Annotated in this window: 27 protein-coding genes and 1 pseudogene; 17 read left to right on the forward strand and 11 right to left on the reverse strand. The window is 65.9% G+C overall.

The genetic code is table 11. The annotated features are described in order from the left end of the window. Nucleotides 1–23: 23 nt before the first annotated feature. Together G6N08_RS19845 and G6N08_RS19850 are read right to left on the reverse strand one after the other, a co-directional pair. Nucleotides 24–908 carry an SDR family oxidoreductase gene (locus G6N08_RS19845; RefSeq protein WP_163760403.1) on the reverse strand — a complete coding sequence of 295 codons (885 nt, stop codon included), beginning with the start codon at nucleotides 906–908 and terminating at the stop codon, nucleotides 24–26. A gap of 45 nt (nucleotides 909–953) precedes the next feature. After that, a complete protein-coding gene (locus G6N08_RS19850) occupies nucleotides 954–1622 on the reverse strand; it encodes a TetR/AcrR family transcriptional regulator (protein WP_246216880.1) in 669 nt (222 codons plus the stop codon). Between the two features lie 126 nt (nucleotides 1623–1748). On the opposite strand from G6N08_RS19850, the gene G6N08_RS19855 reads away from it, so the two are divergent. Beyond that, the gene (locus G6N08_RS19855; protein ID WP_163760407.1) at nucleotides 1749–3227 is read left to right on the forward strand and encodes a cytochrome P450; all 1479 of its coding nucleotides are present in this window, start codon (nucleotides 1749–1751) and stop codon (nucleotides 3225–3227) included. A 28-nt stretch (nucleotides 3228–3255) separates the two neighbouring features. Here the strand turns inward: G6N08_RS19855 and G6N08_RS19860 are convergent, their stop codons facing one another. Beyond that, on the reverse strand, nucleotides 3256–3777 hold the full coding sequence (locus tag G6N08_RS19860) for a 2-isopropylmalate synthase (RefSeq protein ID WP_163760409.1): 522 nt from the start codon (nucleotides 3775–3777) through the stop codon (nucleotides 3256–3258). Nucleotides 3778–4311: 534 nt separating this feature from the next. On the opposite strand from G6N08_RS19860, the gene G6N08_RS19865 reads away from it, so the two are divergent. From G6N08_RS19865 to G6N08_RS19910, 11 genes are all read left to right on the forward strand, one after another. Continuing rightward, a complete protein-coding gene (locus G6N08_RS19865) occupies nucleotides 4312–4647 on the forward strand; it encodes a hydrogenase maturation nickel metallochaperone HypA (protein ID WP_163760411.1) in 336 nt (111 codons plus the stop codon). A gap of 12 nt (nucleotides 4648–4659) precedes the next feature. Further along, nucleotides 4660–5463: a hydrogenase nickel incorporation protein HypB gene (hypB, locus tag G6N08_RS19870; protein WP_163760414.1), complete on the forward strand. Its 804-nt coding sequence runs from the start codon at nucleotides 4660–4662 to the stop codon at nucleotides 5461–5463. Between the two features lie 303 nt (nucleotides 5464–5766). Then, nucleotides 5767–6822: an NADH-quinone oxidoreductase subunit B family protein gene (locus tag G6N08_RS19875; protein WP_163760416.1), complete on the forward strand. Its 1056-nt coding sequence runs from the start codon at nucleotides 5767–5769 to the stop codon at nucleotides 6820–6822. A 51-nt stretch (nucleotides 6823–6873) separates the two neighbouring features. Next, nucleotides 6874–8673 (forward strand): nickel-dependent hydrogenase large subunit, encoded by a 1800-nt coding sequence (locus tag G6N08_RS19880; RefSeq protein ID WP_163760418.1) that lies wholly within the window; start codon nucleotides 6874–6876, stop codon nucleotides 8671–8673. Between the two features lie 3 nt (nucleotides 8674–8676). Next, nucleotides 8677–9588 carry a NifU-related iron-sulfur-binding protein gene (locus G6N08_RS19885; RefSeq protein ID WP_163760420.1) on the forward strand — a complete coding sequence of 304 codons (912 nt, stop codon included), beginning with the start codon at nucleotides 8677–8679 and terminating at the stop codon, nucleotides 9586–9588. Next, nucleotides 9585–10220 (forward strand): DUF5947 family protein, encoded by a 636-nt coding sequence (locus tag G6N08_RS19890; protein ID WP_163760422.1) that lies wholly within the window; start codon nucleotides 9585–9587, stop codon nucleotides 10218–10220. Before G6N08_RS19885 ends, G6N08_RS19890 begins: the two co-directional genes overlap by 4 nt. Further along, nucleotides 10217–10879 (forward strand): DUF6084 family protein, encoded by a 663-nt coding sequence (locus tag G6N08_RS19895; protein WP_163760424.1) that lies wholly within the window; start codon nucleotides 10217–10219, stop codon nucleotides 10877–10879. Before G6N08_RS19890 ends, G6N08_RS19895 begins: the two co-directional genes overlap by 4 nt. Beyond that, a complete protein-coding gene (locus G6N08_RS19900; protein ID WP_163760426.1) occupies nucleotides 10876–12228 on the forward strand; it encodes a hypothetical protein in 1353 nt (450 codons plus the stop codon). The genes G6N08_RS19895 and G6N08_RS19900 overlap by 4 nt, the downstream gene beginning before the upstream one ends. Then, the gene (locus G6N08_RS21140; RefSeq protein ID WP_281352785.1) at nucleotides 12228–12359 is read left to right on the forward strand and encodes a DUF6893 family small protein; all 132 of its coding nucleotides are present in this window, start codon (nucleotides 12228–12230) and stop codon (nucleotides 12357–12359) included. The genes G6N08_RS19900 and G6N08_RS21140 overlap by 1 nt, the downstream gene beginning before the upstream one ends. A gap of 16 nt (nucleotides 12360–12375) precedes the next feature. Further along, complete coding sequence (locus G6N08_RS19905) at nucleotides 12376–12867, forward strand: hydrogenase maturation protease (protein WP_163760428.1); 492 nt, start codon at nucleotides 12376–12378, stop codon at nucleotides 12865–12867. A 3-nt stretch (nucleotides 12868–12870) separates the two neighbouring features. Beyond that, a complete protein-coding gene (locus G6N08_RS19910) occupies nucleotides 12871–13128 on the forward strand; it encodes a HypC/HybG/HupF family hydrogenase formation chaperone (RefSeq protein ID WP_163760430.1) in 258 nt (85 codons plus the stop codon). Nucleotides 13129–13166: 38 nt separating this feature from the next. On the opposite strand, the gene G6N08_RS19915 is transcribed toward G6N08_RS19910, so the two are convergent. Continuing rightward, nucleotides 13167–14111: an anti-sigma factor RsbA family regulatory protein gene (locus G6N08_RS19915; protein WP_163760432.1), complete on the reverse strand. Its 945-nt coding sequence runs from the start codon at nucleotides 14109–14111 to the stop codon at nucleotides 13167–13169. A 154-nt stretch (nucleotides 14112–14265) separates the two neighbouring features. Continuing rightward, nucleotides 14266–15462: a thiolase family protein gene (locus G6N08_RS19920; protein WP_163760434.1), complete on the reverse strand. Its 1197-nt coding sequence runs from the start codon at nucleotides 15460–15462 to the stop codon at nucleotides 14266–14268. 101 nt (nucleotides 15463–15563) lie between these two features. Here G6N08_RS19920 and G6N08_RS19925 point away from each other — a divergent pair, with 101 nt between their 5' ends. Continuing rightward, nucleotides 15564–15959 (forward strand): Zn-ribbon domain-containing OB-fold protein, encoded by a 396-nt coding sequence (locus G6N08_RS19925; RefSeq protein WP_163760946.1) that lies wholly within the window; start codon nucleotides 15564–15566, stop codon nucleotides 15957–15959. A 78-nt stretch (nucleotides 15960–16037) separates the two neighbouring features. Here the strand turns inward: G6N08_RS19925 and G6N08_RS19930 are convergent, their stop codons facing one another. Next, nucleotides 16038–18203, reverse strand: coding sequence for an acyl-CoA dehydrogenase family protein (locus G6N08_RS19930; protein WP_163760436.1), 2166 nt, complete (start codon nucleotides 18201–18203; stop codon nucleotides 16038–16040). A 147-nt stretch (nucleotides 18204–18350) separates the two neighbouring features. Then, nucleotides 18351–19121 (reverse strand): SDR family NAD(P)-dependent oxidoreductase, encoded by a 771-nt coding sequence (locus G6N08_RS19935; RefSeq protein ID WP_163760437.1) that lies wholly within the window; start codon nucleotides 19119–19121, stop codon nucleotides 18351–18353. 352 nt (nucleotides 19122–19473) lie between these two features. Between G6N08_RS19935 and G6N08_RS19940 the strand changes: the two are divergent. Then, nucleotides 19474–20571 (forward strand): annotated as a pseudogene (locus G6N08_RS19940) (phosphatase PAP2 family protein); the annotation flags it as partial. A gap of 69 nt (nucleotides 20572–20640) precedes the next feature. On the opposite strand, the gene G6N08_RS19945 reads toward G6N08_RS19940, so the two are convergent. After that, the gene (locus G6N08_RS19945) at nucleotides 20641–21582 is read right to left on the reverse strand and encodes a D-2-hydroxyacid dehydrogenase family protein (RefSeq protein ID WP_163760948.1); all 942 of its coding nucleotides are present in this window, start codon (nucleotides 21580–21582) and stop codon (nucleotides 20641–20643) included. A gap of 50 nt (nucleotides 21583–21632) precedes the next feature. Between G6N08_RS19945 and G6N08_RS19950 the strand changes: the two genes are divergently transcribed. The 3 genes from G6N08_RS19950 (at nucleotide 21633) to G6N08_RS19960 (ending at nucleotide 23160) form a co-directional block, all read left to right on the forward strand. After that, a complete protein-coding gene (locus tag G6N08_RS19950) occupies nucleotides 21633–22136 on the forward strand; it encodes an NUDIX domain-containing protein (protein WP_163760439.1) in 504 nt (167 codons plus the stop codon). A gap of 80 nt (nucleotides 22137–22216) precedes the next feature. Then, complete coding sequence (locus G6N08_RS19955; protein WP_083129660.1) at nucleotides 22217–22534, forward strand: hypothetical protein; 318 nt, start codon at nucleotides 22217–22219, stop codon at nucleotides 22532–22534. Further along, entirely contained in the window at nucleotides 22531–23160 is a 630-nt protein-coding gene (locus G6N08_RS19960) for a hypothetical protein (protein WP_083129661.1), read from the forward strand. The genes G6N08_RS19955 and G6N08_RS19960 overlap by 4 nt, the downstream gene beginning before the upstream one ends. A 195-nt stretch (nucleotides 23161–23355) precedes the next feature. Here the strand turns inward: G6N08_RS19960 and G6N08_RS19965 are convergent, their stop codons facing one another. Genes G6N08_RS19965 through G6N08_RS19975 form a run of 3 tightly spaced genes read right to left on the reverse strand, consistent with a single transcriptional unit; the run spans nucleotide 23356 to nucleotide 24841 of the window. Next, on the reverse strand, nucleotides 23356–24465 hold the full coding sequence (locus G6N08_RS19965) for a PPE family protein (protein ID WP_083129662.1): 1110 nt from the start codon (nucleotides 24463–24465) through the stop codon (nucleotides 23356–23358). Continuing rightward, nucleotides 24393–24695 (reverse strand): DUF7427 family protein, encoded by a 303-nt coding sequence (locus tag G6N08_RS19970; RefSeq protein WP_083129663.1) that lies wholly within the window; start codon nucleotides 24693–24695, stop codon nucleotides 24393–24395. The genes G6N08_RS19965 and G6N08_RS19970 overlap by 73 nt, the downstream gene beginning before the upstream one ends. Beyond that, complete coding sequence (locus G6N08_RS19975; protein ID WP_163659477.1) at nucleotides 24692–24841, reverse strand: hypothetical protein; 150 nt, start codon at nucleotides 24839–24841, stop codon at nucleotides 24692–24694. Before G6N08_RS19975 ends, G6N08_RS19970 begins: the two co-directional genes overlap by 4 nt. Nucleotides 24842–24849: the final 8 nt, after the last annotated feature.

The following is a 24849-nucleotide window of genomic DNA, read 5'->3' on the forward strand; positions in this document are numbered from 1 at the left end:
CTGGTCGCCGGGAGTGGACTGCTCTAGCGGGGCGGCGCCGTACCGGGCCGCAGCGCGTGCGTGAAGAACACGTTCACCTGGCGCATCACCAGGCTGTAAGGCCACCACGCCACCCGTTTGAAGGTGTACAGCGCGCGGATATCCGCCGACGTGTAGATCAGGAAACGGTTTTTCCTCACCCCGGCCAGAATCTTGTCGGCTGCTCTCTCCGGCGAGACGGCGTGGCCGCTGAAGCGGTCCACCCAGCGACGCACCCGAGGGTCCTCGCGGTCGACGCCGGCGATCTCGACGGTGTTGACCAGCGGCGTGTTCACCGCGCCCGGCACCACGACCGACACCCCGATGCGATGCCGGGCCAAGTCGAAGCGCAGCACCTCGGAAAGCCCGCGCAACCCGAACTTGCTGGCGCTGTAGGCGGCATGCCAGGGCAGGGCGATCAACCCGGCCGCTGAGGACACGTTGACCAGATGCCCGCCCCGGCCTGCGGCCATCATCGGCGGAAGAAACGTCTCGATGACGTGGATCGGGCCCATCAGGTTGATCGCGACCATCGTGGTCCATTGCTCGTGGGTGAGCTGGTCGACGGTGCCCCAGGCCGAAACACCGGCGATGTTCATCACGATGTCCATGGCCGGATGCCGGGTGTGAATATCCGCACCGAACACCGCGACCTCGCGATAGTCGGCGATATCGAGCGCCCGATACTCGGCCACCCGGGCGCCCAGCGCATCTGCGTCGGCCACGGTCTGCGCCAGACCGTCGGCGTTGCGGTCGGTGAGGTACAGTTCGGCGCCGGCGGCGGCGAGTCGCAAGGCGGTGGCGCGGCCGATGCCGCTGGCGGCGCCGGTGAGCAAACAACGCTTCCCGGCAAAGTACCCGGCGGGATTTCGGCCACGCGTCGAGTGCATGGCGGTGACGATACCGAGGCGACCGCGGCGCGCAGATGTGGGCGGCTAGTTTGCGGGATTGCCGCCCGTGCCCCCCCACAGCGCGGTGAGCCACAACTGTTCAAGCACCCGTATCCCCCGCTGCACATCGCCGTCGGGGCCTACAAATGAGCTGTCCCCGGACAACATCAACGCGGTGGTGGCCGCCAGCGTGCGCACCAGGGCCGGGATATCGTCGCTGATCGGATGTGCGGTGCCGGCGGCGATCTCCTCCTCGACGAGGCCGATAATCCGGTCGATCACCCGGTCGACCTGGTGGTCGAGAATCTCGCGGATCTCGGCGTCGGTATGGCGCGCGGCATGGCACGCCGACATCACCGGGTCGTTGCGCGCGTAGACGGCAGCCGCGCTTCCCACCATCCTTTTGGCGAAGGCCGCGGGTGACTCGTCGGGGCCGCGAGGCGCGAAATATTGTGTCAGTTCCTCGAGTTCGTGGGTCGCTTCGGCCAGAATCTGCGCGAGTACCGCGTATTTGGAGTCGAAGTAGAAGTAAAAACCCGAGCGCGCGACACCGGCGCGGTCGCTGATCGTGCTGACCGAGAGTTGCGAGAACGGTTTTTCCTCCAGTAGCTCGCGCACCGCCTGCAGGATCGCCTGCCGTTGCCGGTCACCGCGCCGGGTCGGGACTGACGCCGCGCGATGCTCCGCGGCGGGCCCGCGCGCGTCCTGCTCGATAGTCACTCCCCGACCTTGCACCACACCATCAGAAAAGGAAACTTGACAGCCGTCAAGTCTACTCGGAGGATGGTCGTCAGTGACGGCTGCCACAGCGGTTTCCGGTATCCGTGATGAGGAGCGTCGATGGCTACGATCAGCACCCCGCGCTATCTACTCGACCAGGCCAAGCGCCGGTTCACGCCGACGCTCAACAACATTCCGGGGATGGGAGCGATCGAGAAACGGCTGCTCGCCCATGAGTGGAAGACGAAGGTGCTGGCCGAACCACCGGCGGGCAGCGGCCTGAAACCTGTGGTGGGCGATTCGGGGCTGCCCATCCTCGGTCACATCATCGAGCTGTTCCGCGAGGGCCCCGACTATCCGCTGTTTCTGTACCGGACCCGCGGTCCGGTGATTTTCGTCGACTCGCCGATCATGCCGTCCATTACCGCCTTGGGACCCGACGCCACACAGGCCGTGTTCACCAACAAGAACAAGGACTTCTCGCAGAAGGGCTGGCACCCGGTGATCGGCCCGTTCTTCAACCGCGGCCTGATGCTGCTGGACTTCGACGAGCACCTTTACCACCGGCGCATCATGCAGGAGGCCTTCACCCGCACCCGGCTGGCCGGATACGTCGAACACATCGACCGGGTCGCCTCCCACGTGGTGGCCAACGACTGGGTCACCAACGACGCACGGTTCCTGTTCTACCCGGCGATGAAGGAGCTCACCCTCGACATCGCGTCACTGGTGTTCATGGGGCATGAGGTGGGTGCCGACAAGGCGTTGGTGGCCACGGTCAACAAGGCATTCACGACGACAACCCGCTCAGGCGGGGCGATCATCCGCTACCCCGTGCCGCCGTTTAAGTGGTGGCGGGGGCTGCGGGCGCGCCGGGTACTCGAAGAGTATTTCACCGAACGCGTCAAGGAACGCCGCCACGCCCAGGGCGCCGACATGCTGACGGTGCTCTGCCACACCGAGGACGAGGACGGGAACAGCTTCTCCGACGAGGACATCGTCAACCACATGATCTTTTTGATGATGGCCGCCCACGACACCTCGACGTCGACGACCACCACCATGGCCTACCACCTGGCCGCCCACCCGGAATGGCAGGAGCGTGCCCGCGACGAATCGGACCGGCTCGGCGACGGCCCGCTGGACATCGAGGCGCTGGAGAAGCTGGAAACGCTCGACCTGGTGATGAACGAGTCGCTGCGGATGGTGACCCCGCTGCCGTTCAATATGCGCCAGACCGTGCGCGACACCGACCTGCTGGGCTACTACGTGCCGGCGGGCACCAATGTGACGATCTGGCCGGGCATGAACCACCGGCTGCCCGAGCTGTGGACCGAGCCGGACAAGTTCGACCCGGAACGCTTCGCCGAGCCGCGAGCCGAACACAAGAAACACCGCTACGCGTTCGCCCCGTTCGGCGGCGGCGCGCACAAGTGCATCGGGATGGTGTTCGGCCAGCTGGAAATCAAGACCGTGATGCACCGGCTGCTGCGCCGGTACCGGCTGGAGCTGCCCCGGCCCGGCTACCGGCCGCGCTGGGACTATGGCGGCATGCCCGTTCCGATCGACGGCATGCCCATCGTGTTGCGCCCACTGTAATTCGCGGCGCACGCAGACGCGCCGCAGGCTACGTCGCCGTCAACAGCCGGTTGGCGCAGGCGATCACCGCACCCAGCGCCGACTGAGTCGTCTCCGTCGACCAGCCCATTGCCCACTCCACCCGCGACCCGTCGGTGCCGCAGATGAAAGTCGCAGTACAGTCGGCCGACCGCATCTGGTGGAACTTGAGCATCTCCACCGCAATACCGCGCTGGTGCAGCATCGCGGTGAGGGCCGCCACCGGGCCACTCGCGGCGACTGTCGCCGTGTTGGAGTGCTCGCCGATCGCGATCACCGCGCGGAAACTGCGCGGTTGCGGACCCAGACGACTAGCGGGTCGCTCGGCGTCGGCGCAGGACCAATACCGCAGCCGCACGGGGCCGCCGGTCCGGCCGTATGTCGCCACGAACGTCTCCCACGGCATCGCGCCGGCCTGCTCACGCAGACCGCGCGGTAACGGCGCGCCGAACCGGTCGGTGAACCATGCGTTGGCGCACCACCGCCGCGATGCAGTGGGGTTGGGGGCTGGTTTCAGCGAGGAAACTGTCATGTGCCGGTCTTCTCTGGTCAGCAGGGGCGACCGACGGGCAGCAGCTTCTGACCCACAGCGGGGGGTCGGTCCGAATCAGACCCCGCTGCGGGTACTGGCTACTACTGCCCGATCGACAAGACAGTGCACGAACGCCGAGATTAGACGCTTCCCCCGCCCCGACGCAACCAGCGTCTTCTCCCGATCGGGGTGTGCTGGCGAGTTTCACCTGCGCGTGACCCCGGCCCGCACCAGGATCGCAGCCCGGCGAAACTGACCGCTCGGCCACACCGGCGCGCAATTGGGTGTACAACGGTGCACGTGGCTGCTCTGGGCGTCAACGCCGCCGGGTCTGGTTCCGGCCGCGGACTCCTGCGGGCGGTGCATGCGCTGGTCTCGCCCGAGCCATCGGCAGGCGCGGTGCGGGTCTGTCGCAGACCACCCGACACGGTGGGTGTGCGGACTCGACGCGCCACGTCGTGCCCGGCGATGCCCGTGGCTAAACGGTTACCAAAGACCACCCCTGCCGATCCTTCCCCACCACGGTGATCAGCCGTGCACGAGCTGTCTTTGTGCCAGGCCATCGCCGCTGTGGTCAAGCCCTACGCCAACGGCCGGCATGTGCAGGTGGTGCGTGTTCGGATCGGCGCTCTTCGCCAGGTGGTTCCCGACTCGTTGTCGTTTTGCTGGACGCTGGTGCGCGACTATGAGGACATGCCCGACGCTGAACTGGAACTGGAATTGGTCAGCGCCGAGGTGAAGTGCCGCGGCTGCGGCCGGCAGTCGACGATCACCTCCCGGTGGTCGCTGCTGTGCCCGTCCTGCCAGAGCGCCGACGTCGAGGTGCTGCACGGTGACGAGTTCCAGGTGATGTCGTTGGATGTTTCCTGAAAGGCATTGGCAATGGGCAAATTTCATCGACACGACGACGGCACGGTACACATCCACGACCACGACCACGACCATACCCATGAGCACCCCGACGAGGCATTAGAAATCGGCGACCACGGCGATCACAGTGGTTATGACACGGGCCCTCAGCGCATCGAGGTGCTGCAGTCAATCTTCACCGAGAACGATCTGCGGGCGAAGTTCAATCGGAAAGCGTTCGAGAGCAACGGGGTTCGCGCGCTGAACCTGATGAGCTCCCCCGGTTCCGGCAAGACGACTGTGCTCGCGGCTACTCTCGACGAACTCGCCGGCGAGATCGCGGTGGGGGTGATCGAGGGCGACATCGCCACCGACCTCGACGCGGCCAAACTCGGCGGCCGGGGCGCTCAGATAGCGCTGCTGAACACCAGCAACGGCTTTGGCGGCGAATGTCATCTCGACGCGCCGATGGTGCATCGCGCGCTGCACGGCTTGGATCTGTCCAGCCTGGATCTTGTCATCATCGAAAACGTCGGAAACCTGGTGTGTCCCGCCGAGTTCGACGTCGGGGAACACGCCAAGGCCATGGTGTACTCGGTAACGGAAGGAGACGACAAACCACTGAAGTATCCGGTGATGTTTCGCGCCGTGGATTTGGTGCTGCTCAACAAGATTGACCTGGTTCCCTATCTGGACGTCGACGTCGACGCCTATATCTCCCACATCCGCCACGTCAACCCGAAAGCAACAATCCTGCCGGTCAGTGCCCGTACCGGCGACGGCATGTCCGCCTGGTTCGGCTGGCTACGGCAGTTCGCGGCAAACGCTGTCGGCTGACCAGTTCACCTGCGATTGATTTGCAGGTATCACTGCGACTGACTCGCAAGATAACCGCGACCCCATTCACGATAGCTGTGCTAAGAGCTTGTGTGGACCGGGGATTGGCCGCCCACAATACGCCGCCGTGGGCCACGGTAGGGCAGATCCGCGAATTCTCGGAGAACTCCCCCAGATTTGCTGAGCAGACCGTTGACAACGTCAGCAGGTGGGAGTAAACCGACAGTTTAGCGCCGCGTAAGCGGGCCGAGGGTCGACCCCTGCGGTGTAGGGGGTTTCAGTCTGCCCCCGGAAAGCTGCGGTATGCCAACGGAAGCTGCGGTCAAAGCGGAAGAAACCCTGATCCATGTGTTATGGATCAATGCGGGGCTCAGTTGTGATGGTGATTCAGTGGCGTTGACCGCCGCCACCCAGCCCAGTATCGAGGAGATCGCGCTGGGCGCGTTGCCCGGGTTGCCCAAGATCGCTGTGCACTGGCCGTTGATCGATTTCGAATGCGGGCCCACCGGCGGGGCTGATGACTTCCTGGAATGGTTTTTCAAGGCTGATCGGGGGGAGTTGGAGCCCTTCGTGCTGGTGGTGGAGGGCTCGATCCCTAATGAGGCGATCAAAAACGAGGGATATTGGTGCGGGTTTGGTAACAACCCGGCCACCGGCCAGCCGATGACCACCAGCGAGTGGCTGGATCGGCTGGCGCCCAAGGCGACCGCGGTAGTCGCGGTGGGAACCTGCGCCACCTACGGCGGGTTACACGCGATGGCGGGTAACCCGACCGGGGCGATGGGGGTGCCCGATTATTTGGGCTGGGAGTGGAAGAGTAAAGCCGGGATTCCGATTGTGTGTGTGCCGGGATGTCCGATTCACCCGGATAATCTGGCCGAGACGCTGACGTATCTGTTGTATATGGCCACCGGGCAGGCGCCGATGATCCCGCTGGATGAGGCGCTGCGCCCGAAGTGGTTGTTCGGCAACACGGTGCACGAGGGCTGTGATCGGGCCGGCTACTACGAACAAGGTGATTTCGCCACCGAGTACGGCTCACCCAAGTGCATCGTCAAGCTGGGCTGCTGGGGCCCCGTGGTGAAATGCAATGTCCCCAAACGAGGCTGGATCAACGGCATTGGGGGCTGTCCGAATGTGGGGGGTATCTGCATCGGCTGCACCATGCCGGGGTTCCCGGATAAGTTCATGCCGTTCATGGATGAGCCCCCGGGCGGCAAGATCTCCTCGACCGCCTCGGGACTGTACGGGTCGATGATCCGCAACCTTCGCGGCATCACCGCGCGCACCGTCGACAAGGAGCCGCGCTGGCGTAAGAAGGGCACCCAGCTGTTGTCGGGTGCCAAGCGCACCTGGTAGCACGGCCGGCATGCCACGACAGCTCAGCTAACTATGAGGAAGTGAACTGCGATGACAACGATTGTTCCCGAGCCAACCCACGCCAAGCGTGAGCCGGGCCAGTTGGTGGAGATGGGCTGGGATCCGATCACCCGGATCGTGGGCAGCCTGGGGATTTACACCAAAATCGACTTCGACAATAAAGAAGTGGTGGAATGTCATTCCACCTCATCGATTTTCCGCGGGTATTCGCTGTTTATGCGGGGCAAAGACCCCCGGGATGCGCATTTCATCACCAGCCGCATCTGTGGGATCTGCGGGGACAACCACTGCACCTGTAGCTGTTACACCCAAAACATGGCCTACGGGGTCAAACCGCCGCATATCGCCGAGTGGATCATCAACCTCGGCGAGGCCGCCGAATACATGTTTGACCACAACATCTTCCAGGAGAACCTGGTCGGCGTGGACTTCTGCGAAAAAATGGTCTCCGAGACCAACCCGGGGGTGCTGGCCCGCGCGGAGAATACTCCCGCGCCGCACGCCGATATGCACGGCTATAAGACCATCGCCGACATCATGCGCTCACTGAACCCGTTTTCCGGCGAGCACTACCGGGAGGCGCTGCAGGTCAGCCGCTACACCCGGGAGATGTTTTGCCTGATGGAGGGCCGGCATGTGCACCCCTCCACGCTGTATCCCGGTGGGGTGGGCACGGTCGCGACGATCCAGTTGATGACCGACTACATGAGCCGGCTGATGCGCTACGTGGAGTTCATGAAAAAGGTCGTGCCCATGCACGACGATCTGTTCGACTTCTTCTACGAAGCCATCCCCGGATATGAGAAGGTCGGGCTGCGGCGCACTCTGCTGGGCTGCTGGGGCTCGTTCCAGGACCCCGACTACTGCAATTTCTCCTACAAAGACATGGAGTCCTGGGGCCGGCGGATGTTCGTCACCCCGGGTGTGGTCGTCGACGGCAAGCTGGTCACCACCTCACTGGTGGACATCAACCTGAATATCCGGATTCTTTTGGGCAGCTCTTATTACGACGACTGGGCCGACCAGGAGATGTTCGTCACCACCGACCCGCTGGGCAACCCGGTGGACCGGCGCCACCCCTGGAACCAGCACACCCTGCCACACCCGCAAAAACGCGACATGGACGGCGGCAAATACAGCTGGGTGATGTCCCCGCGCTGGTATCACAACGGCGAGCATCTGGCGCTCGACACCGGCGGGGGCCCGCTGGCGCGGCTGTGGGCCACCGCGTTGGCCGGGCTGGTCGATATCGGCTATGTGAAATCCACCGGCCATAGTGTGCAGATCAATCTGCCCAAGACCGCGCTGAAGGGTCCGGTCGAACTGGAATGGAAGATCCCCCAGCACGGGTCCAACACCATCGAACGCGACCGGGCACGCACCTATTTCCAGGCCTACGCGGCCGCGTGCGGGCTGTACTTCGCCGAAAAAGCGCTGGAGGAAATCCGGGCCGGGCGCACCAAGACCTGGGAGAAATTCGACGTGCCCAAAGACGGTATCGGCTGCGGTTTCACCGAGGCGGTGCGCGGGGTGCTCAGCCACCACATGGTGATCCGCGACGGCAAGATCGCCAACTACCACCCCTACCCGCCCACCCCGTGGAACGCTAACCCGCGCGATGTCTACGGCACCCCAGGACCGTATGAGGACGCGGTGCAGGGTCAGCCGATCTTCGAAGAAAACGACCGCGACCACTTCAAAGGCATCGACATCATGCGCACCGTGCGCAGCTTCGACCCCTGCCTGCCCTGCGGGGTGCACATGTACCTCGGCAAAGGCAAGACCCTGCAGAAGCTGCACTCGCCAGCGCAGACGGCGACCGGGGAGTAATGGATGGCGGATCGCCCCGAGGAGATCCAGGGGGACGCGCACTGGCGCACGGCGGGCGATCGGATCCAGACGCTGCTGGAGGCGACCTCGGCGGGCGGGTCCGCTGCTCGTGAGCGCGCCGAACAGCTGGTCCGCGAAGTGGTCGAACTCTACGGAGCGGGTTTATCCCGGATCATGGCCATACTCGATGACCCGGCGCTCGTCGACCGTCTTGCGGCCGACGACCTGGTGGCCAGCCTGCTGCTGGTGCACGGGCTGCATCCGCACGATGTGCGCCGCCGGGTGGCCGATGCGCTCGACCGGGTGCGTCCCTATCTGGGGTCGCACGGCGGCGACGTGCACCTGCTCGAGGTTTCCGGGGATACCGTGCGGCTCCGGTTCGCCGGCAGCTGCACCAGCTGCCCGTCGTCGGCGGTGACGCTGGAGCTGGCGGTCGAGGACGCCATCCGGGCCGCCGCTCCGGAGATCACCTCGATCGAGGTCGTCAGCGCCGAGGCTGACGCGGCGGGGGTGATCCCGGCCGAATCGCTGCTGGCCAAGATCCATGCCAACGGGGCGGGCGCTGCGCACTGGTGTCAGGTGCCCGAATTCGCCGAACTGGCGGCCGGGGAAGTCGGCGGTTTCGTCGTCGGCGGTGTCCCGGTGCTCGCCTGCCGAGTCGGTGACCAGCTGTATGCCTACCGCGACCATTGCCCGGCGTGCGACGGCTCGTTGGCCGGCGCGGTGCTGCACCGGGGGACGGCCACGAAAGACCCGGTGTTGCGATGTCCGCGCTGTCGCAGCCATTTCGACGTGGTGCACGCCGGGTTGGGCCTTGACGACGCCGAGCGGAACCTGCAGCCCATACCTTTACTGGTCCGCGACGGGGTGTTGTCGCTTGCCGTGCCGACCGAACCGATGGACACGCCGGCATGAGCACTCCCTACGACGTCCTCTCCCGTATCACCAGCCGCCCGCGCGCCACCAGGCCCGCCGGCCAGCGGTGTGAGATGTGCACGCAGTCGATACCCGAGCAGCATCAGCACGTGGTGAACCTGGCTGCGCGCCAACTGATGTGCGTTTGCCGCGCCTGTTATCTGCTGTTCACCGACGACCGTGCCGAGCTGCGTTACCGCGCGGTGCCGGATCGGTATTTGAGCTTCCCGGACTTCGCGCTGGACCGCCGCGCCTGGGAGGCGCTGCAGATTCCTGTCGGGGTCGCCTTTTTCTTCCGCAACTCGGCGCTCAACCGCACCGTCGCGTTCTACCCGTCGCCGGCGGGAGCCACCGAATCCGAGTTGGACCTGGACGCCTGGACGGCGATCAGCGCGGCCGATCCCCGGGTAGAGCTGCTCGCCGACGATGTCGAGGCGCTTTTGGTGCGGGTCCCCGCTGACACCGACACCGGCCAACCCGAGTGCTACCTGGTTCCGATCGACGCCTGCTATGAGTTCGTCGGCGGATTGCGGCTGCTGTGGCGCGGCTTCGATGGTGGACAGCAGGCCCGGGAGTTCATCGCCGCGTTCTTCACCCAAGTCGCCGCACGCAGCACGGAGCAACGGCGATGACCGATTCCGCTGACCAGCCGCCCGGTGTCAGGTTCGCGGTCCTCGAGGTGGCTCCGGAACCTTACGCGGTCACCCCGGTGCTGACCGCGCGCGTGGGTGTCGTTGCACCCGACGACGAACCCGTACATGCCATCGCCCTGCGCTGCCAGGTCCGCATCGATCCGGTGCGCCGCGGCTACTCCGACGAGGAGGCAGTGGGGCTGCTGGATTTGTTCGGCCCCAGAGAACGCTGGGCGACCACCCAGCACACATTCCTGTGGCAGCACGCCACCGCGATGGTTCCCGCGTTCACCGGCACCACCGAGGTAGCGCTGCCCCTGGAGTGCAGCTACGACTTCGAGGTGGCCGCCGCCAAATACCTGCACGCGTTGCGTGGCGGCGCCGTGCCGTTGCAGTTCTTGTTCAGCGGAACGGTTTTCATGGCCGGTGAACGCGGCTTCTCGGTTCGGCAGATCTCCTGGGACTGCGAAGACCGCTATGACATGCCCGTGCAGGTGTGGCAGCAGCTTATCCGCCTGCACTACCCCGACAGCGGATGGGTGCGGCTGTCTCACGACACGGTGAACGCGCTCGCTGCCTACAAGTCGGCGCGCGGGCTGCTCAGCATCGATGACGCGGTGAACGCACTGTTGGGGGCGGCTCACCAGGAGGCGCGATGAGCGCGAAGTGGGATCGGGTCCGTGCGGTCGCTGATGCGGTTCTCTACGAGGGATACCTGCTCTACCCGTACCGCGCCACGTCGACCCGCAACCGATCACGATGGCAGTGGGGTGTTGTGGGGCCACCCGACGCAGCTGACGCCGGGCTGGGCGAAGATGACAGCATCTCAGCCCAGTTCCTTGTCGATCGGGTAGCGGCACTGGCGCTGGTAGTGCGCTTTCTGCAGCTGCAGCACCGCGGCGCTGAGCGGGATACCGGCTGCCGGCGTTACCAGCCGGTTGATGAACTCACCACCGAAGCGGGGTCCTGGCTCTCGTGGGACGAAGCGGTAGAACGCGAGTTATCTTTCGGCCCTTTGGAATTAGCGGAGTCACCTGCCCAATGGACGCTACCGGTGACCGCCCCGGCCGGAACCGAAATCGAAACAGTCAGCGGCGGCAGGCTGGTGCGGACAAGGCAGGAGGTGCGTGCGGAGCTGCACGTCAGTGTCGAGCCGGACGACAGCTCATTTCGGGTCACCACCATACTGCGCAACACCGGCGCCGCTGCCATCGACAGGAGCGACGCAATCGCACGATCTCTCATCGGCACTCACATCATCGCAGAAGCCGTTGGTGGCGAATTTATTTCACTGCTCGAGCCGCCAGAGCATGCCGCCGCCGCGGCGGCTCGCTGCCGACAGCATCGATGCTTCCCGGTGCTGGCCGGCCAGGCCGGTGAGCGCGATCTGTTGTTGATCTCGCCGATCATCCTCTACGACTATCCCGAGATCGCCGAGCAAAGCCAAACCGCACTCTACGATTGCACTGAGATCGATGAATTGCTCACGCTGCGGGTGATGACCATGACCGACCAAGAGAAAGCAGAAGCGCGGGCCACCGATCCGCTGGCCGCCCAGATCATCGACCGCTGCGAGGCAATGTCGCCAGAGGAACTCCAGCGTCTGCACGGTGTGCTGCACGATCCGCATGGCGAACAGAGTGCCCCCGACCCCGGGCTCATTCCGGAAATACCCGAGGGCTCGGACTGGTGGGATCCACTGGCGGACACCGCAGTACGTCCGGAAGTCGATGCGGTGCTGGTGAACGGTGTCCGGGTGGCGCGCGGCAGCCGTGTGCGGCTGCATCCGGCCCGCCGCGCCGACGCACAGGACCTGTTTTTCGCGGGGAAAACCGCACACGTCACCTCAGTGCACGAAGACGTCGACGGCAACCGGCACGTCGGTGTCGTCGTCGACGATGACCCGGCCGCTGACTTGCACGAGTGGTATGGCCGCTACTTGTACTTCTCCCCCGACGAAATCGAACCGCTCGATATGAAACACACCGGCACTGAAAGGAGTCCGTGATGGCGACACCGCTTGAGATCATAGGGTGGGTGTTTATCGGCATCATCGCCCTGGCCGTCCTCATCGGAGTGGTGATGGGACTGGTGAACATTGGGGATGCCCGGCGCTACTTGAAGATCCGGCGCATGTAACGACCCGGACGGCCCGATGGCAGCGCGCATCCTGGTGGCCGGCATCGGCAACATCTTCCTCGGCGACGACGGCTTCGGTCCCGAGGTGCTGCGTCACCTTCCGGGCCGGGTCGCCGAAACCGACGACGTGCGCATCATCGATTACGGGATCGGAGGAATGCATTTGGCCTATGACCTCCTGGACGGCTGGGATGCGTTGGTGCTCGTCGACGCGCTACCCGACCAGGGCTCCCCTGGAACAGTGCATGTCTTCGAGGCCGATCACGCGTCGCTGTGTTCTGCCGCGGCACTGGATGCGCATGGCATGGACCCGGGGACGGTGTTCGCCAGTCTGCGTGCCCTCGGCGGCGAGCCTCCGCGCACCATCGTGGTGGGGTGCGAAGTCGCCGACATCGCAGAGGGGATGGGTCTGAGTGAGGTGGTCCGGGCAGCTGTTCCGAACGCGGTGGCGGCAGTCGAGTCGACGGTGTCGATGCTGCAGGGCCGCGATGCGATACGAAAGGTCTAGATCATGTGTCTGGGGATTCCGGGCCAGGTTGTCCGGATGCTCGACGGCTACGGCGGCCAGCTGGCGCTGGTCGACGTTGCCGGTGAGACCCGCAAGGTCAATGTCGGGATGCTGCCGGAGGAATCGTTTGCCCCGGGAGACTGGGTGATCATCCACATGGGTTTTGTGGTCGAAAAGACCGACCGGGCCGGGGCCGAGCAGGCGATGGCCGGATTGGAGCTGATGGGCCGGGGCAGCGACGACTCGGAGGTGCCGACCTAGCCGCGGCGACGGTGCGGGGCCGCCGCGTCCCGCGTGCGCTAGGGGAAACCGAGCCGCAGGTACGCCCGGATCGTGGTACCCGTTGGCGCGGCATACATGCGGACGAGATCTGCGACCGCGTTGACCAGGAACAGCCCACGGCCGCCGGGGCCGTCGCCACTCGGCAGCCTGCGCCCGGCCAGCGGATCGTCGAGGCAACCACGATCACTGGCCTCACACACGAGATGCCCGTGGGATGGCCAGAAAGCGAGCTGGCATGGCTGTCCTGCGTGCTGCAGGCTGTTGCTAGCCAACTCGGTCACGATCAGCAGCAGGGACTCCAGACGTTCCCGGGACAGGCCGAACTGGCGGGCGTAGTGCGCGGCGAAAGTCCGCGCCGAACCCAGATCGGCGTGCGCCCTGACCGTGTAGCTGACCGCCATCGCATCGCGGACCAGGGGCCGGTGATGACGGGTTAGCGCGTCGTGCGGCGCGAATTCGGCGCAGCGGTCCGTCGACCCAGACTGCCACAGCAGCGGATGTGTCATGCGCGCGTCCGCCAGCGCACGGTCAGCGAGCCGGCTTGTGTCATACGGGCATAGCGCCGTCATCTCGCAGCCGTCGAACAGCAGGTTACACAGAGCCTCACTTTCGACACATACGGCATATTCGTCCACACTTCGTCCCGGCCACACCGGTTCTCCGACGATTCGCACCCGCCGATCGCGGTGTTCGGTGGCGAAGCCATCCATCACACCCAGCATCCGGGCAGGGTTGCGGCCGATCTCCGTCATATCGGCCATCGCCACGTTGGCCGCCGCGTCGCCCAGGGCGCCGCGCAGCATCGCCAAGTTGCGTGTGGGTACTCCGACCAGCACGGGCTGGCCCAGAGCCAGCCCGTCGAGAATGAAGGGCAGCACCTGATCGAGGTATTGCTGCTCGCAGCCATATAACAGCGCCGCATGCACGAAACCGCTCGCTTCGGCGGTTGTGGTCGTGGACATGCCCCATCCCCGCTCGCCATGCCCCGACCGCTACTAAGGCTACCGGTCCCGAATCGGGCCCGCACCCAGGGCCGCGGGCGTCGAGATGACAACCGATCCGGTAGCGCAACCGAGCGTCGTCACCGGCGCCATCAGCGTTAGCGCACACCCGAACTCAACATGTCAACACCATGCACCCGGCAATGGGGCCGCCGCCGACGCCGATGACGGCGACCTCTGGGCGCCGGGGCACCTGCCGCTCCCCGGCCTGGCCGCGCAGCTGCAGACACGCCTCGTGCAGCACCCAGTAGCCGTGCATCCGCCCAGCCGACAGTTGTCCGCCATAGGTGTTCAGCGGCAGCGCGCCGTCGCGGGCGATGCGGGTAGCCCCCTCGACGAACGGACCGCCTTCGCCGTCACCGCAGATGCCGAGGGCTTCCAGCCAGGCGATGGTCAGAAACGTGAACCCGTCGTACAGTTCCGCGATGTCGATATCGGTGGGCTTCAGGTCGGTGCGCGACCACATTTGCGCCGCCGCATCAACCGACGCCATCTTGGGATAATCCGGGCGGTGAAACCAGCCGCCCGCACCGTTCGACCCGCCGATAGCCTCCACCGCGACCGGCCGGTGCGGACAGTCGGCAGCATAGTCGGCGGCCGACACCACTACCGCGATCGACCCGTCGACGGGCACATCGCAGTCGAGCAGTCCAAACGGTGACGACACCGGCCGCGCAGCGAGGTAGTCTGCCATTGTCATCGGTTCGCGGTACACGGCAAGGGGATTCAGTGCTGCGTTGCGACGGCTGTTGATCGCCAGCCAGCCCAGTTGCTCTTTGGTGGTCCCGTACAGCTCCATATGGCGGCGACAGTTCAACGCCAGCCAGTTCGCCGCGGAATAGGCGTGCGCCGCAACAAGATCAGCGACATCATCCATTGGGCCGATCGCCGGTCGATCACCATCTGCTGGCGAGTCGACGATCCGCGCCAGCGGTGGACGCGGCGCGTCCGCGGCGGACGCTGAGGTCGGCACACTGCCGCCGATCATCTGTACGGTCCGGTAGACCAGCACATGCCGAGCCCGCCCTTCGGCGACCGCACGACACGCCGACATCACCGGGGTCAGCAGCCCGCCGGTGTCGAACCCGCTCGTGCAGTCGACCGCCGCAAGGTGCAGCGCGGCGGTGACCTCAGCCGCCGCGGTATCACCGAGAGTCGCGATTCCGTCGATATCCCCGGGAGTCAAGCCGGCGTCGCTGATCGCCGCCTGCACGGCCTCCAGGGTCAGTTCGAGGCCCGGGATGCCGGTGCGGCGCCCGATTCGCGAGATGCCGACTCCGGACAGGATCGCAGCCTTCTCGAAATACCGCATGACCACCGTCCGTACGCCCAGCTGCTCATGAACCAGGGTTAATAAACTACACTCGGGTGTTTGTGGCCGCCGAGCCGGATTCGCCCGCTGCCCCCGCACGCATCCTTCCGGACCATCAGCGGGGGCAGCCGTTCTGGACAGGCGGGGCCAGCGGACAGCTGCTGATCGAGCACTGCGACCAGTGCGCCCGCTGGGTGCATCCTCCCGTCGGTCAATGTTGTGAGTGCGGCAGCCCGCTGGTCGCCCGACCGGTTTCGGGGCGCGGCACCGTGTTCACGTATACGGTCAACTTCCACCCGTTCAACCCCGGCGTTCCGGTCCCCTACATCATCGCCATCATCGAACTGGCCGAGCAGCAAGACCTGCGGCTGGCGGCTAACATCGTGGACTGCGAACCGGATTCAGTTTTTTGCGGAATGCCGGTCGAGGTTCGATTCGAACGGCAGGGCAGCGGTCCCGACGCGGTGTTCGTGCCGGTCTTCGCCCCCGCCAACTAGGCTGAGCGGACACTGCCGCGACAACATCCGTGTGTGTACCCAAACCTTCGATACCGGAATTGTTCTGCGTCCGCTGCGCTAGGAGATCAGTGGGTCTCGCGGCATACCGAGAATCCGCTCGGCGATCTGATTACGGGTCACCTCCGACGTGCCGCCCGCGATCGCCATCCCGCGGGCGGCGAGCGCCATCCGGCCGACCAGCGCCCCCGGCCCGTCGGTCAACGCGACCTCCGGCCCAACCAGGTCAGCCCAGATCGCCGCGCCTTCGCCCATGTGCTCGGCGAGCTTCAGCTTGGTGATGTTGCCTTCCGGTCCCGGACCCGTTCCCTCAACACTGCGGACGACGCGGCGCAAGTTCAGCAACCGCAGTGCATGATCCTGGGCGAGAAAGGCGCCCACACGAACAGTGGCTCCCGCCAGCCGATCTCGGTGTCGTTGGGCTAACTGCACCAGCTGCGTCGCCACACCCTCGGAGAATGACCCTCCGCCGCCGATGCTGACCCGTTCGTTGCCCAACGTCGCGCGAGCCACCGTCCATCCGGCATTGGGCTCACCGACCACGTCTTCGTCGGGGACGAACACGTCGTTGAAGAACACCTCGTTGAAGTCTGCGCCGCCGGTGGCCTGGCGCAGCGGGCGCACCTCGACGCCCGGCGCCTTCATGTCGACGGCCATCGTGGTGATACCGGCGTGCTTGGGCGCATCCGGGTCGGTGCGCACGGTGGCCAGGCCGCGTCGGCAGTAGTGCGCTCCGCTGGTCCACACCTTCTGCCCGTTGATCTTCCAGCCCCCGGCCACTTTGGTACCGCGCGTCTTGATCCCGGCCGCATCCGATCCGGCGTCGGGTTCGGAGAACAACTGGCACCACACTTCCTCCTGGCGAAGCGCCGGCTCAACGAACCTCTCGATCTGCGAAGGAGTCCCGTGCTGGATCAGCGTCAGGATTACCCATCCGGTAATCGAATAGTCCGGGCGTTTGATACCGGCGGCGCGGAACTCTTCGTCGATCACCAGTTGCTCGACCGCGCCGGCGGCACGACCCCACGGTTTGGGCCAGTGCGGCATGATGTAGCCGGTCTCGATCAGCTTGTCGAGTTGCGATTTTTCGTCCAGAGCCGCGATCTCGGCGGCATCGGCACGGATCTGCTTGCGCAGCTCCTCGGCCTCGGCCGGTAAGTCCAGGCTATTGCGGCGCATCACACCGGCCGCGGTGCGCTCGAAGACATCTCGTGCAGGCGCGTCACCGCCGAACAACGCAGCCAGCACCCGCGCGCGGCGCATATGCAGATGCGCGTCGTGCTCCCAGGTGAAGCCGATACCGCCGTGCACTTGGATGTTGAGTTCGGCGTTGCGCACGTAGGCGGGAAATGCCAGCGCACCGGCAACCGCTGCCATAAGGCGGAACTGCTCCTCGTCTTCGGCGGCGGCGCGCGACGCGTCCCACACCGCGGCCGCCGCGGACTCGGCTTCCACCAGCATGTTCGCGCAGTGGTGTTTCACCGCCTGGAAGGTGCCGATGGTGCGGCCGAATTGCTTGCGCACCTTGGCGTAACCGACAGCGGCGTCGACGCAGTCCATCGCACCGCCAACCGCCTCGGCGGCCAGCAGTGTGCGCGCACGGGCCAGCGCGGCGTCGCGGGCGCCGGGCAGGATATCGCCGGCGGTGAGGCTGACATTGCGCAGGCTCACCCGACCGGAGCGGCGGGTCGGGTCGAAATTCGCGGGGATGTCGACCGACACGCCCGCGCGGCCGCGCTCCAGTAGCAGCACGTCGTCACCGGCGGCGATCAGCAACAGCTCGGCCAGCCCGGCGCCCAGCACGATCCCCGCCTCGCCGTCGGCGGTTCCGTCCGTGATGCGCACCTGGCCGTCCAGCCCGACGCCCGCGGTGAGGGTTCCGTCGATCAGCCGCGGCAAGAGCCGCTGTCGTTGTTCGGTGTTTCCTTCCGTTGCGATCACCGACGAGGTGATCACGGTGGGCACGAATGGCCCCGGCGCCACCGCCCGGCCCAACTCTTCGACCACCACCACGAGTTCGGGCAACCCGTAGCCTGAGCCGCCGTGTTCTTCGTCGATATGCAGGCCCAGCCAGCCGAGCTCCACCAGATGCTGCCAGAATGGCGGGCGGGTTTCGTCAGCCGAGTCGAGCAGCGACCGCGCCGCCCAGCGCGCCTTTTGCGATGTCAAAAACGCGCGGGCCACCTCGGCGAGTTCGCGGTGATCGTCGGTCAGGGCGATACCCATCGGTGCCCTCCTCGGGGACGAGCCGGCCGTGCACTGAGTGTAGTGAGATGGTGGCGCGCGAAAGCCGCCGGGCGACGGTCGAGCCGGGCTTGCCGCGCAGCCGCGGCTGCGGTCACCGCCGTGCCCCGCGGCCGGCGGCGGGCGCGGTCATTTGGGCGCGAAACGCTGTCCGGCGTCGAGCCGCAGACATTGGCCGTTGAGCATGGGGTTATCCACGATGGCCGCCACCAGCTTGGCGAACTCCTCAGGCCGGCCCAGCCGACGCGGGAACGCCGCGTCCTTGGTCAGCGCGGTGGCGTAGTCCTCGGGAATCCCCTTGGTCAGCCCGGTGGCGAACAGGCTGGGGGCGATGGCCAGCACCCGGATGCCCAGCGACCCCAGATCGCGTGCCATCGTCAGACACATTCCGGCGATCGCGGCTTTGGCTGCGGTGTAGGCGACTTGGCCGATCTGGCCTTCGAAGGCCGCGATCGAGGAGGTGTTGATGATGACCCCGCGTTCCCCGGTTGTTTCGGGGTCCTCGGGTTCGTTCTTGCTCATGTGCCACGCCGCCAGCCGGCTGATGTTGAAAGTGCCGATCAGGTTGAGATCCACCACGGAGCGAAAGGATTCGAGATCATGCGGACCTTCTTTCGTCAATGTCCGCTTGGCGATTCCGCCTCCGGCGGTCGTCACCGCGACGTGCAGCCCGCCGAGACCTTCGACCGCGGCCTGCAAGGCCTCCTCGGTGCCGGTGAAGTCGGTGACGTCCACCGGGTAGAACTCGCCGCCGACACCGGCGGCCACCTCTTTGCCCTCCGACGCCTCGCGGTCAAGTATTGCCACCCGGGCGCCGCGGGCGGCCAGCAGCTCGGCGCTGGCGCGGCCCATCCCCGACGCGCCACCGATGACGACCACCTTCTTGCCGTTGATCTCCATTCGAATCTCCTTACCTGGCTGGTCCTTCTCGCGCGGGCTCCGGATGCCCGGCTGCCTGTCGTGCCGCGTCGCCGGACAGTACCAAGCACGCTATCGCGGCCCGGCCACGCCACCTGCACCAGCCGGCAACCCCGGCTGCCGGGATCGGCGCCGGCAACCCGCGGCGGCGCCGCAGCACCCGGCTCATCCTGTTTCCGCGCACTTCAGGTAACACGGCGGCAAACTGCGGTTGAATACTTTCCGGCATGTCGGGCGCCGGCCTGCCCGGGTGATTGGCAAGATGTACGGGCGTGCGTGTTCCGTCGTGGGTGGGGAGTCCGCTCAGGTGTCACTGACGACCGATCCAACATCGCTGGTGGCCGCCCCCCAATCCCGGCCTGCACCGGCCCGGCGCACTCCCCGCGAGCCCCGCCCAGCCGACCCGGCCGGTCCCGCCCCCGGCGACGGCAGGCGCCGGGATCGCCGGCTCACGGTGGTGCGCCGCGCCGCGGTGACGACGTGGGCGGTTGTCGTGGTGTATCGCACCCTCACGGGCGGTCTCGCCTTTAACCGGGAACTTTTGCTGGTCTACATCGCCACCGGGTTGATGAGCGCCAGTATCGGGCGCCGCCGCAAGGTGCTGATGGTCATTCGTGACTGGCTCCCGTTTGCCTTGGTGCTGCTGCTCTACGACCTCAGCCGGGGAGCAGCCACCCTGGTTGGCACACCGACCCTGTGGCGATTCCAACCACAAGCGGATCGCTGGTTATTCGGCGCAGTGCCGACCGTGTGGTTGCAGGAGCACCTCAAAATGCCCACCCCGCCCTGGTGGGAAGTGATCATCAGCACCGTTTACATGTCGTTTTTCATCGTGCCCTACGTGGTCGCCGGGCTGTTGTGGCTGCGCAACCGAGACGAGTGGAAAGCGTTTGTCTGGCGGTTCGTCTCGCTGTCGTTTGCCGCGCTCACCATATATGTGCTGCTGCCGGCCGCCCCACCCTGGGCCGCCGCCCGCTGCAGCGTCGCCGACGTCGCGGGGGGCCCGGCCAACCCCAGGTGCATGTTCCGCAGCCCTGCGGGCGTCCCGGATGGCGGGCTGCTGGGCGCCATGCATTCCGGCCGGCCCGGTGCCCACCACTTCGTGGAGCGGATCTCCACCCGCGGTTGGGCGACGCTGCATCTGCACGCCGCCGGTGTGCTCATCGACTCGGGCCAGGCCAGCGTGAACCTGGTGGCGGCCATCCCCTCGCTGCATGCCGCGCTGTCCGCGATGGTCGCGATGTTCCTGTGGCGGCGTATTCACCGGTACTGGCGCCCATTGCTGATGGCCTACGCGCTGACGATGGCCTTTGCCCTGGTCTACTCGGCTGAGCACTACGTGATCGACATCCTGCTGGGCTGGGTGTTGGCGGCCGTCGTGTTACTGGTCGCTGGCCGTCTCGAGTCACGCCGGCGGTGCCGCATGGTCGACACCGGCTCCCTTCACCGTGCCGCGACACCCCTGGCATCTGCCGCCGGCGTGCCATGTTGCGCCGTAAAGTCAACCGGCACGGCTGACATCATCGAGCCAGCGCGCGATCTTGGCGGCGGCCTCCCCGTAAAACGTCCGGTAGACCCGGTCGGCGACATAGCCGAGGTGTGGAGTGGCGACTACGTTGTCCAGGCTGCGCAACGGGTGCCCGGCGGGCAGTGGCTCGATATCGAACACATCCAGACCGGCTGCGGCGAGCCTGTGTGACTGTAACGCCCCGATCAGAGCCGCCTCGTCAACAATAGGCCCCCGAGAGGTGTTGACCAGCAACGCGGTTGGTTTCATCAGCGCAAGCTCGTCAGCACCCACCAGGTGGCGGGTGCGCTCACTGAGCACCAGGTGGATGGTCAGCACGTCGGCGAGCCTGAACAATTCGTCCTTGGGCACATAGCTGACCCCGGCCTGCTCAGTGGCTTGCGGCGTCAGGTTGGCGCTCCATGCGATGACCTGCATCCCGAACGCCTGGCCGACGCGAGCCACTCGTGTGCCGATCCTGCCCAACCCCAGTACTGCCAGCACCGAGCCGGCGAGCTGGCGGCCGACCGAGGTCTGCCACCCGCCAGACCGCACTGACAGGCTCTCATCGACAAGCCGCCGGGCCGCGGCCAGGATCAGCGCCCAGGTGAGCTCGACCGTGGACTCGATGTAGCCCCCGGTGGTGCTGACGTAAATTCCGCGCTCTGCGGCGGCCCCCAGGTCGATGGAGGCGTTGAACGGTCCGGTGGAGGCGATCATTCTGAGATTGGGAAGACGTTCAATGATGCTGCGCGGCAACGGTGTTCGCTCACGCATCACACAGACGACGTCAAACGGCGCCAGCCGTTCGACCAGCGCGTCCGGGTCGGCCAGATGATCGTGGAAAACCACGATCTCGGCCCGTGCCGCCACCGCCGACCAGTCGGCCATACGCAGCGCGACCTGTTGGTAATCATCGAGGATTGCCACTTTCATGGGGGTAGCCACAGGGATAATGTCGCATACAACTGCTCCCGGAACGCATTATGGTGAGGACGCCGCAGAAACGTTCGGTTGCGTTGGTGATCACCAACGATAAATCCGAATTCCTTATTGTCCAGCGCCCCGAGGATGACGAAGACCCGCTCGCCGGTGTATGGGGTTTTCCGGCAATAACGATGCACGACGCCGAAACCGAGATCGAAGCTGCTGTTCGTGTCGGACCCGTGAAGCTGGGTGTCGACGTCGAGGTCGGTGCGAAAATAGGTGGACAAACCTGCGAGCGTGACGGGGTCGTGTTTCACTTAAGCGATTACGCGGCGACGATTTGCGGGGGTCGAGCCCCGCAGGTGCCGCAACGTGACACCACACTCACCCAGTATGTGGACTTGACCTTCACCTCAAACCCGGCCGAGCTGTTTGATGCGGCTCGAAAAGGATCCGCGTGCGCGCAGATCTACCTCGAGTACCTCGGGATTGATTGGCGGCCGCACAAGCAGGCCGGTGCACCCCAGCGGCCACCGCGTGAGGTGCGCCCGAAGTGGAGCTAACGGGACTCGAACCCGACGGGAATAGCCCCGAAACCGGCTCTGAGCTGCGGAAACACAATGATGTAAGGAGTGTGGACGGCATGCGGCGACCTGCGGAAACCCTCGAAGATGTGGACCGCGTCCACATCGACCTCCGGCGACCTAGAGACGCGTTAGATTCCCTCGCCGAGTTTGATTACGACGGATACGGCGAGGCGCTAAGAGCGCTCCACGACGCAGCCTACGAGTACGCCACCTGGGCGCTGTGGGATAGGCTGCCAGCAGGCGCACAGGGAGACATGAGCCAGAAGGCGAGGCAGGCACGTCGCGATATGGCACAGGCCGCAGCAGCGCGTTGGGTCGAGCTGTACCTACGGGTTCAGTCGATGAACGCACAGTACGAAGCGGGCGCGAAATGACCAGCCCAACCCAATCCGGCGCTTCCACGCCCGAGCCGGAAACCGCGGCCATCAGAACCACCGCGACTCCCGACCTTCCGCTGGCCTACAGCGACCTCGACGAGGACGATGAGGATCTGTGGAGCGACGCCGACGACCGGGCCTACGCGTGGGGAACCGTGAAGATCTTCGTGGGGCTGATGGCCGTCGCGGTTGCCGCAGCAGCGTGGATGGCAGGTGTCTGGTTGACGCGCCGCGACAACGCGCCGCGCTCGGCGCCCTCAACCCCGGCCGTTGCTGCTGCAGCTCCCTCGTATTCTCTCGCAGCTCCGGTGCCGACTTCCGCGCCCACACCAACTGTCGCGGCGCCCCCGCCTGTTGCCGAGCCGCCGCCGACGGTGACGGTCACCGAAACCCCAGCGGTGGCGCCCTCAGCTCCCACCCAACGGTTCGCGCCACCGCCGACCATCGGCAACGGCTGGACCGAAGGCCAACTCGCAACCTCAACATGCAACGTCCTCTGGGACGGCGGCACCAAAACCGACGCCATCCAATTCGTCCAACGCATCAGCGGATGGGGGCTCGACCAAGCCACCCGTTGGACGACTGAGGCGCTTGCCGCCCGCTGCCCGACCGCCGCCACGTGAAAAAAGAGGCCCGGTATGAAATTCGTTCTCGCTATCCTCGCCACGCTGACCCTGGTCTTCACCGCTCCGGCGCGGGCCGACGACCATCCCCCGATGGATTGCTCCCGCCGCGCCGGGCGGTAGTTTGCCGTCCAGGCCAACCACGTAAAAGCCTGGCCTCCATCGAGGAAGAATCCGTCGACCCATATGTCGCGGCTAGCCTCCTGCCGGGTGTCGCGGTGGCAGCACTTTTGACACGTGCCCGTACTCGGGGTCTTCGCGGACGCGCCGCTGTGCGCTTCTGCCGGCGCTGGTAACTGGGACGGCCGGCGGCACAGGGATTCCCGCCTGGTATCTCTGCGCGGCCGGTGTCGCTACCGACACGTTCGGCGCGCGTCCCTCGAGGTTCCAGGGCTGCGTCGTCCAGCTCGGCGACGAGAACCTGCCGAGCGTCGACGCGCCACCCATGTTGGCCGTTACTTGGGTCGACACGAACGGTGTCGCACTGCTGACGCTGACAGGCTGCGGTGTCGCGACAGCGGGCCTGGTCGTCGCGGAGCTGACGGCCGCCCCCATCGCCGTGTAGGCGATGAAGTTTCCGAAGAGCTGGGCGATGTTGATCGGGTAGCCGCCGCTCACGGACTGCTCGAGGTACTGGCCGAGGAGGGTGCTGCTGTCGAGCCCGAGGATCGGAACGCCGTTCGGGTTGAGGATGCCGTCGATCTGGCTGATGATCGACCCGACACCGCCATTGGTGGTCGCTGGTTGGGCTGCCGCCTGGATGGCCGGGGCTGCCGGGTTGGCGGTTTGCGGTGCGGGCGTGAACGGCGTAATCGCCGACGTCGCAGCCGATGACGTCGCCTGGTACTGAACCATCGCGGCGGCGTCCTGCGCCCACATTTCGGCGTACTGCGCCTCGGTGGCCATGATCGCCGGGGTGTTCTGGCCGAGCAGGTTGGTCGCAACCAGTGCGGCGAGCTGTGCACGGTTCTCGGCGATCACGGGAGGCGGCACGGTCGCGGCGAACGCCGCCTCGTAGGCTTCCACAGCGGCAAGTGCCTGTGCGCCGATCTGCCGCGTCTGCTGCGCGGTCGCTTCCATCCATGCGATATATGGCTGTACCGCTGCGGCCATGTCCTGACTCGACGGGCCCAGCCACGCGCCGCTGACGAGTCCGGTGACGGCGGCGCGGTAACCGTTGGCCGCCGCTTCCAGCTCAGCACCCAGCGTCTCCCACGCCTGTGCCGCAGCGATTAGCGAGCCCGGGCCCGGGCCGGCGTACATGCGGGCCGAGTTGATCTCAGGTGGAAGCGCAGCGAAGTCCATCGAAACCCCTCCCCGACCAGATGTATCGGGTCGACGGCGTGGGGCAGCCGGCCGATCAGGTGCAGCACCACCGTGCCGATCACCCAATAGGTGAGCAGCGGATGCGTTTTGGCGTAGCGGCGGCTGGCGTCCGACAACATCTCATCGGGCGGGCACAGCGCATCCCACACACCGACAGCCGCCGCCAGCGCAGCACCCAGCACGATCCACGCCTTATCGGACGGTCTCACCTGAATCCTTGGCTGTAACGGTCGAGCAGCCTGTCAAGCATCGACTGCCATGTCCATTCGCGCTCGATCTCGCCTTGATCCCGCGCGGCGCGTAGTTGCGCCAGCGCGGTGGTGATCTGCTCAGTCAGCGGCGACCGCGCCTGCATGAGGTCAC

The sequence above is a fragment of the Mycobacterium botniense genome, assembly GCF_010723305.1.
Classification (GTDB): Bacteria; Actinomycetota; Actinomycetes; order Mycobacteriales; family Mycobacteriaceae; genus Mycobacterium; species Mycobacterium botniense.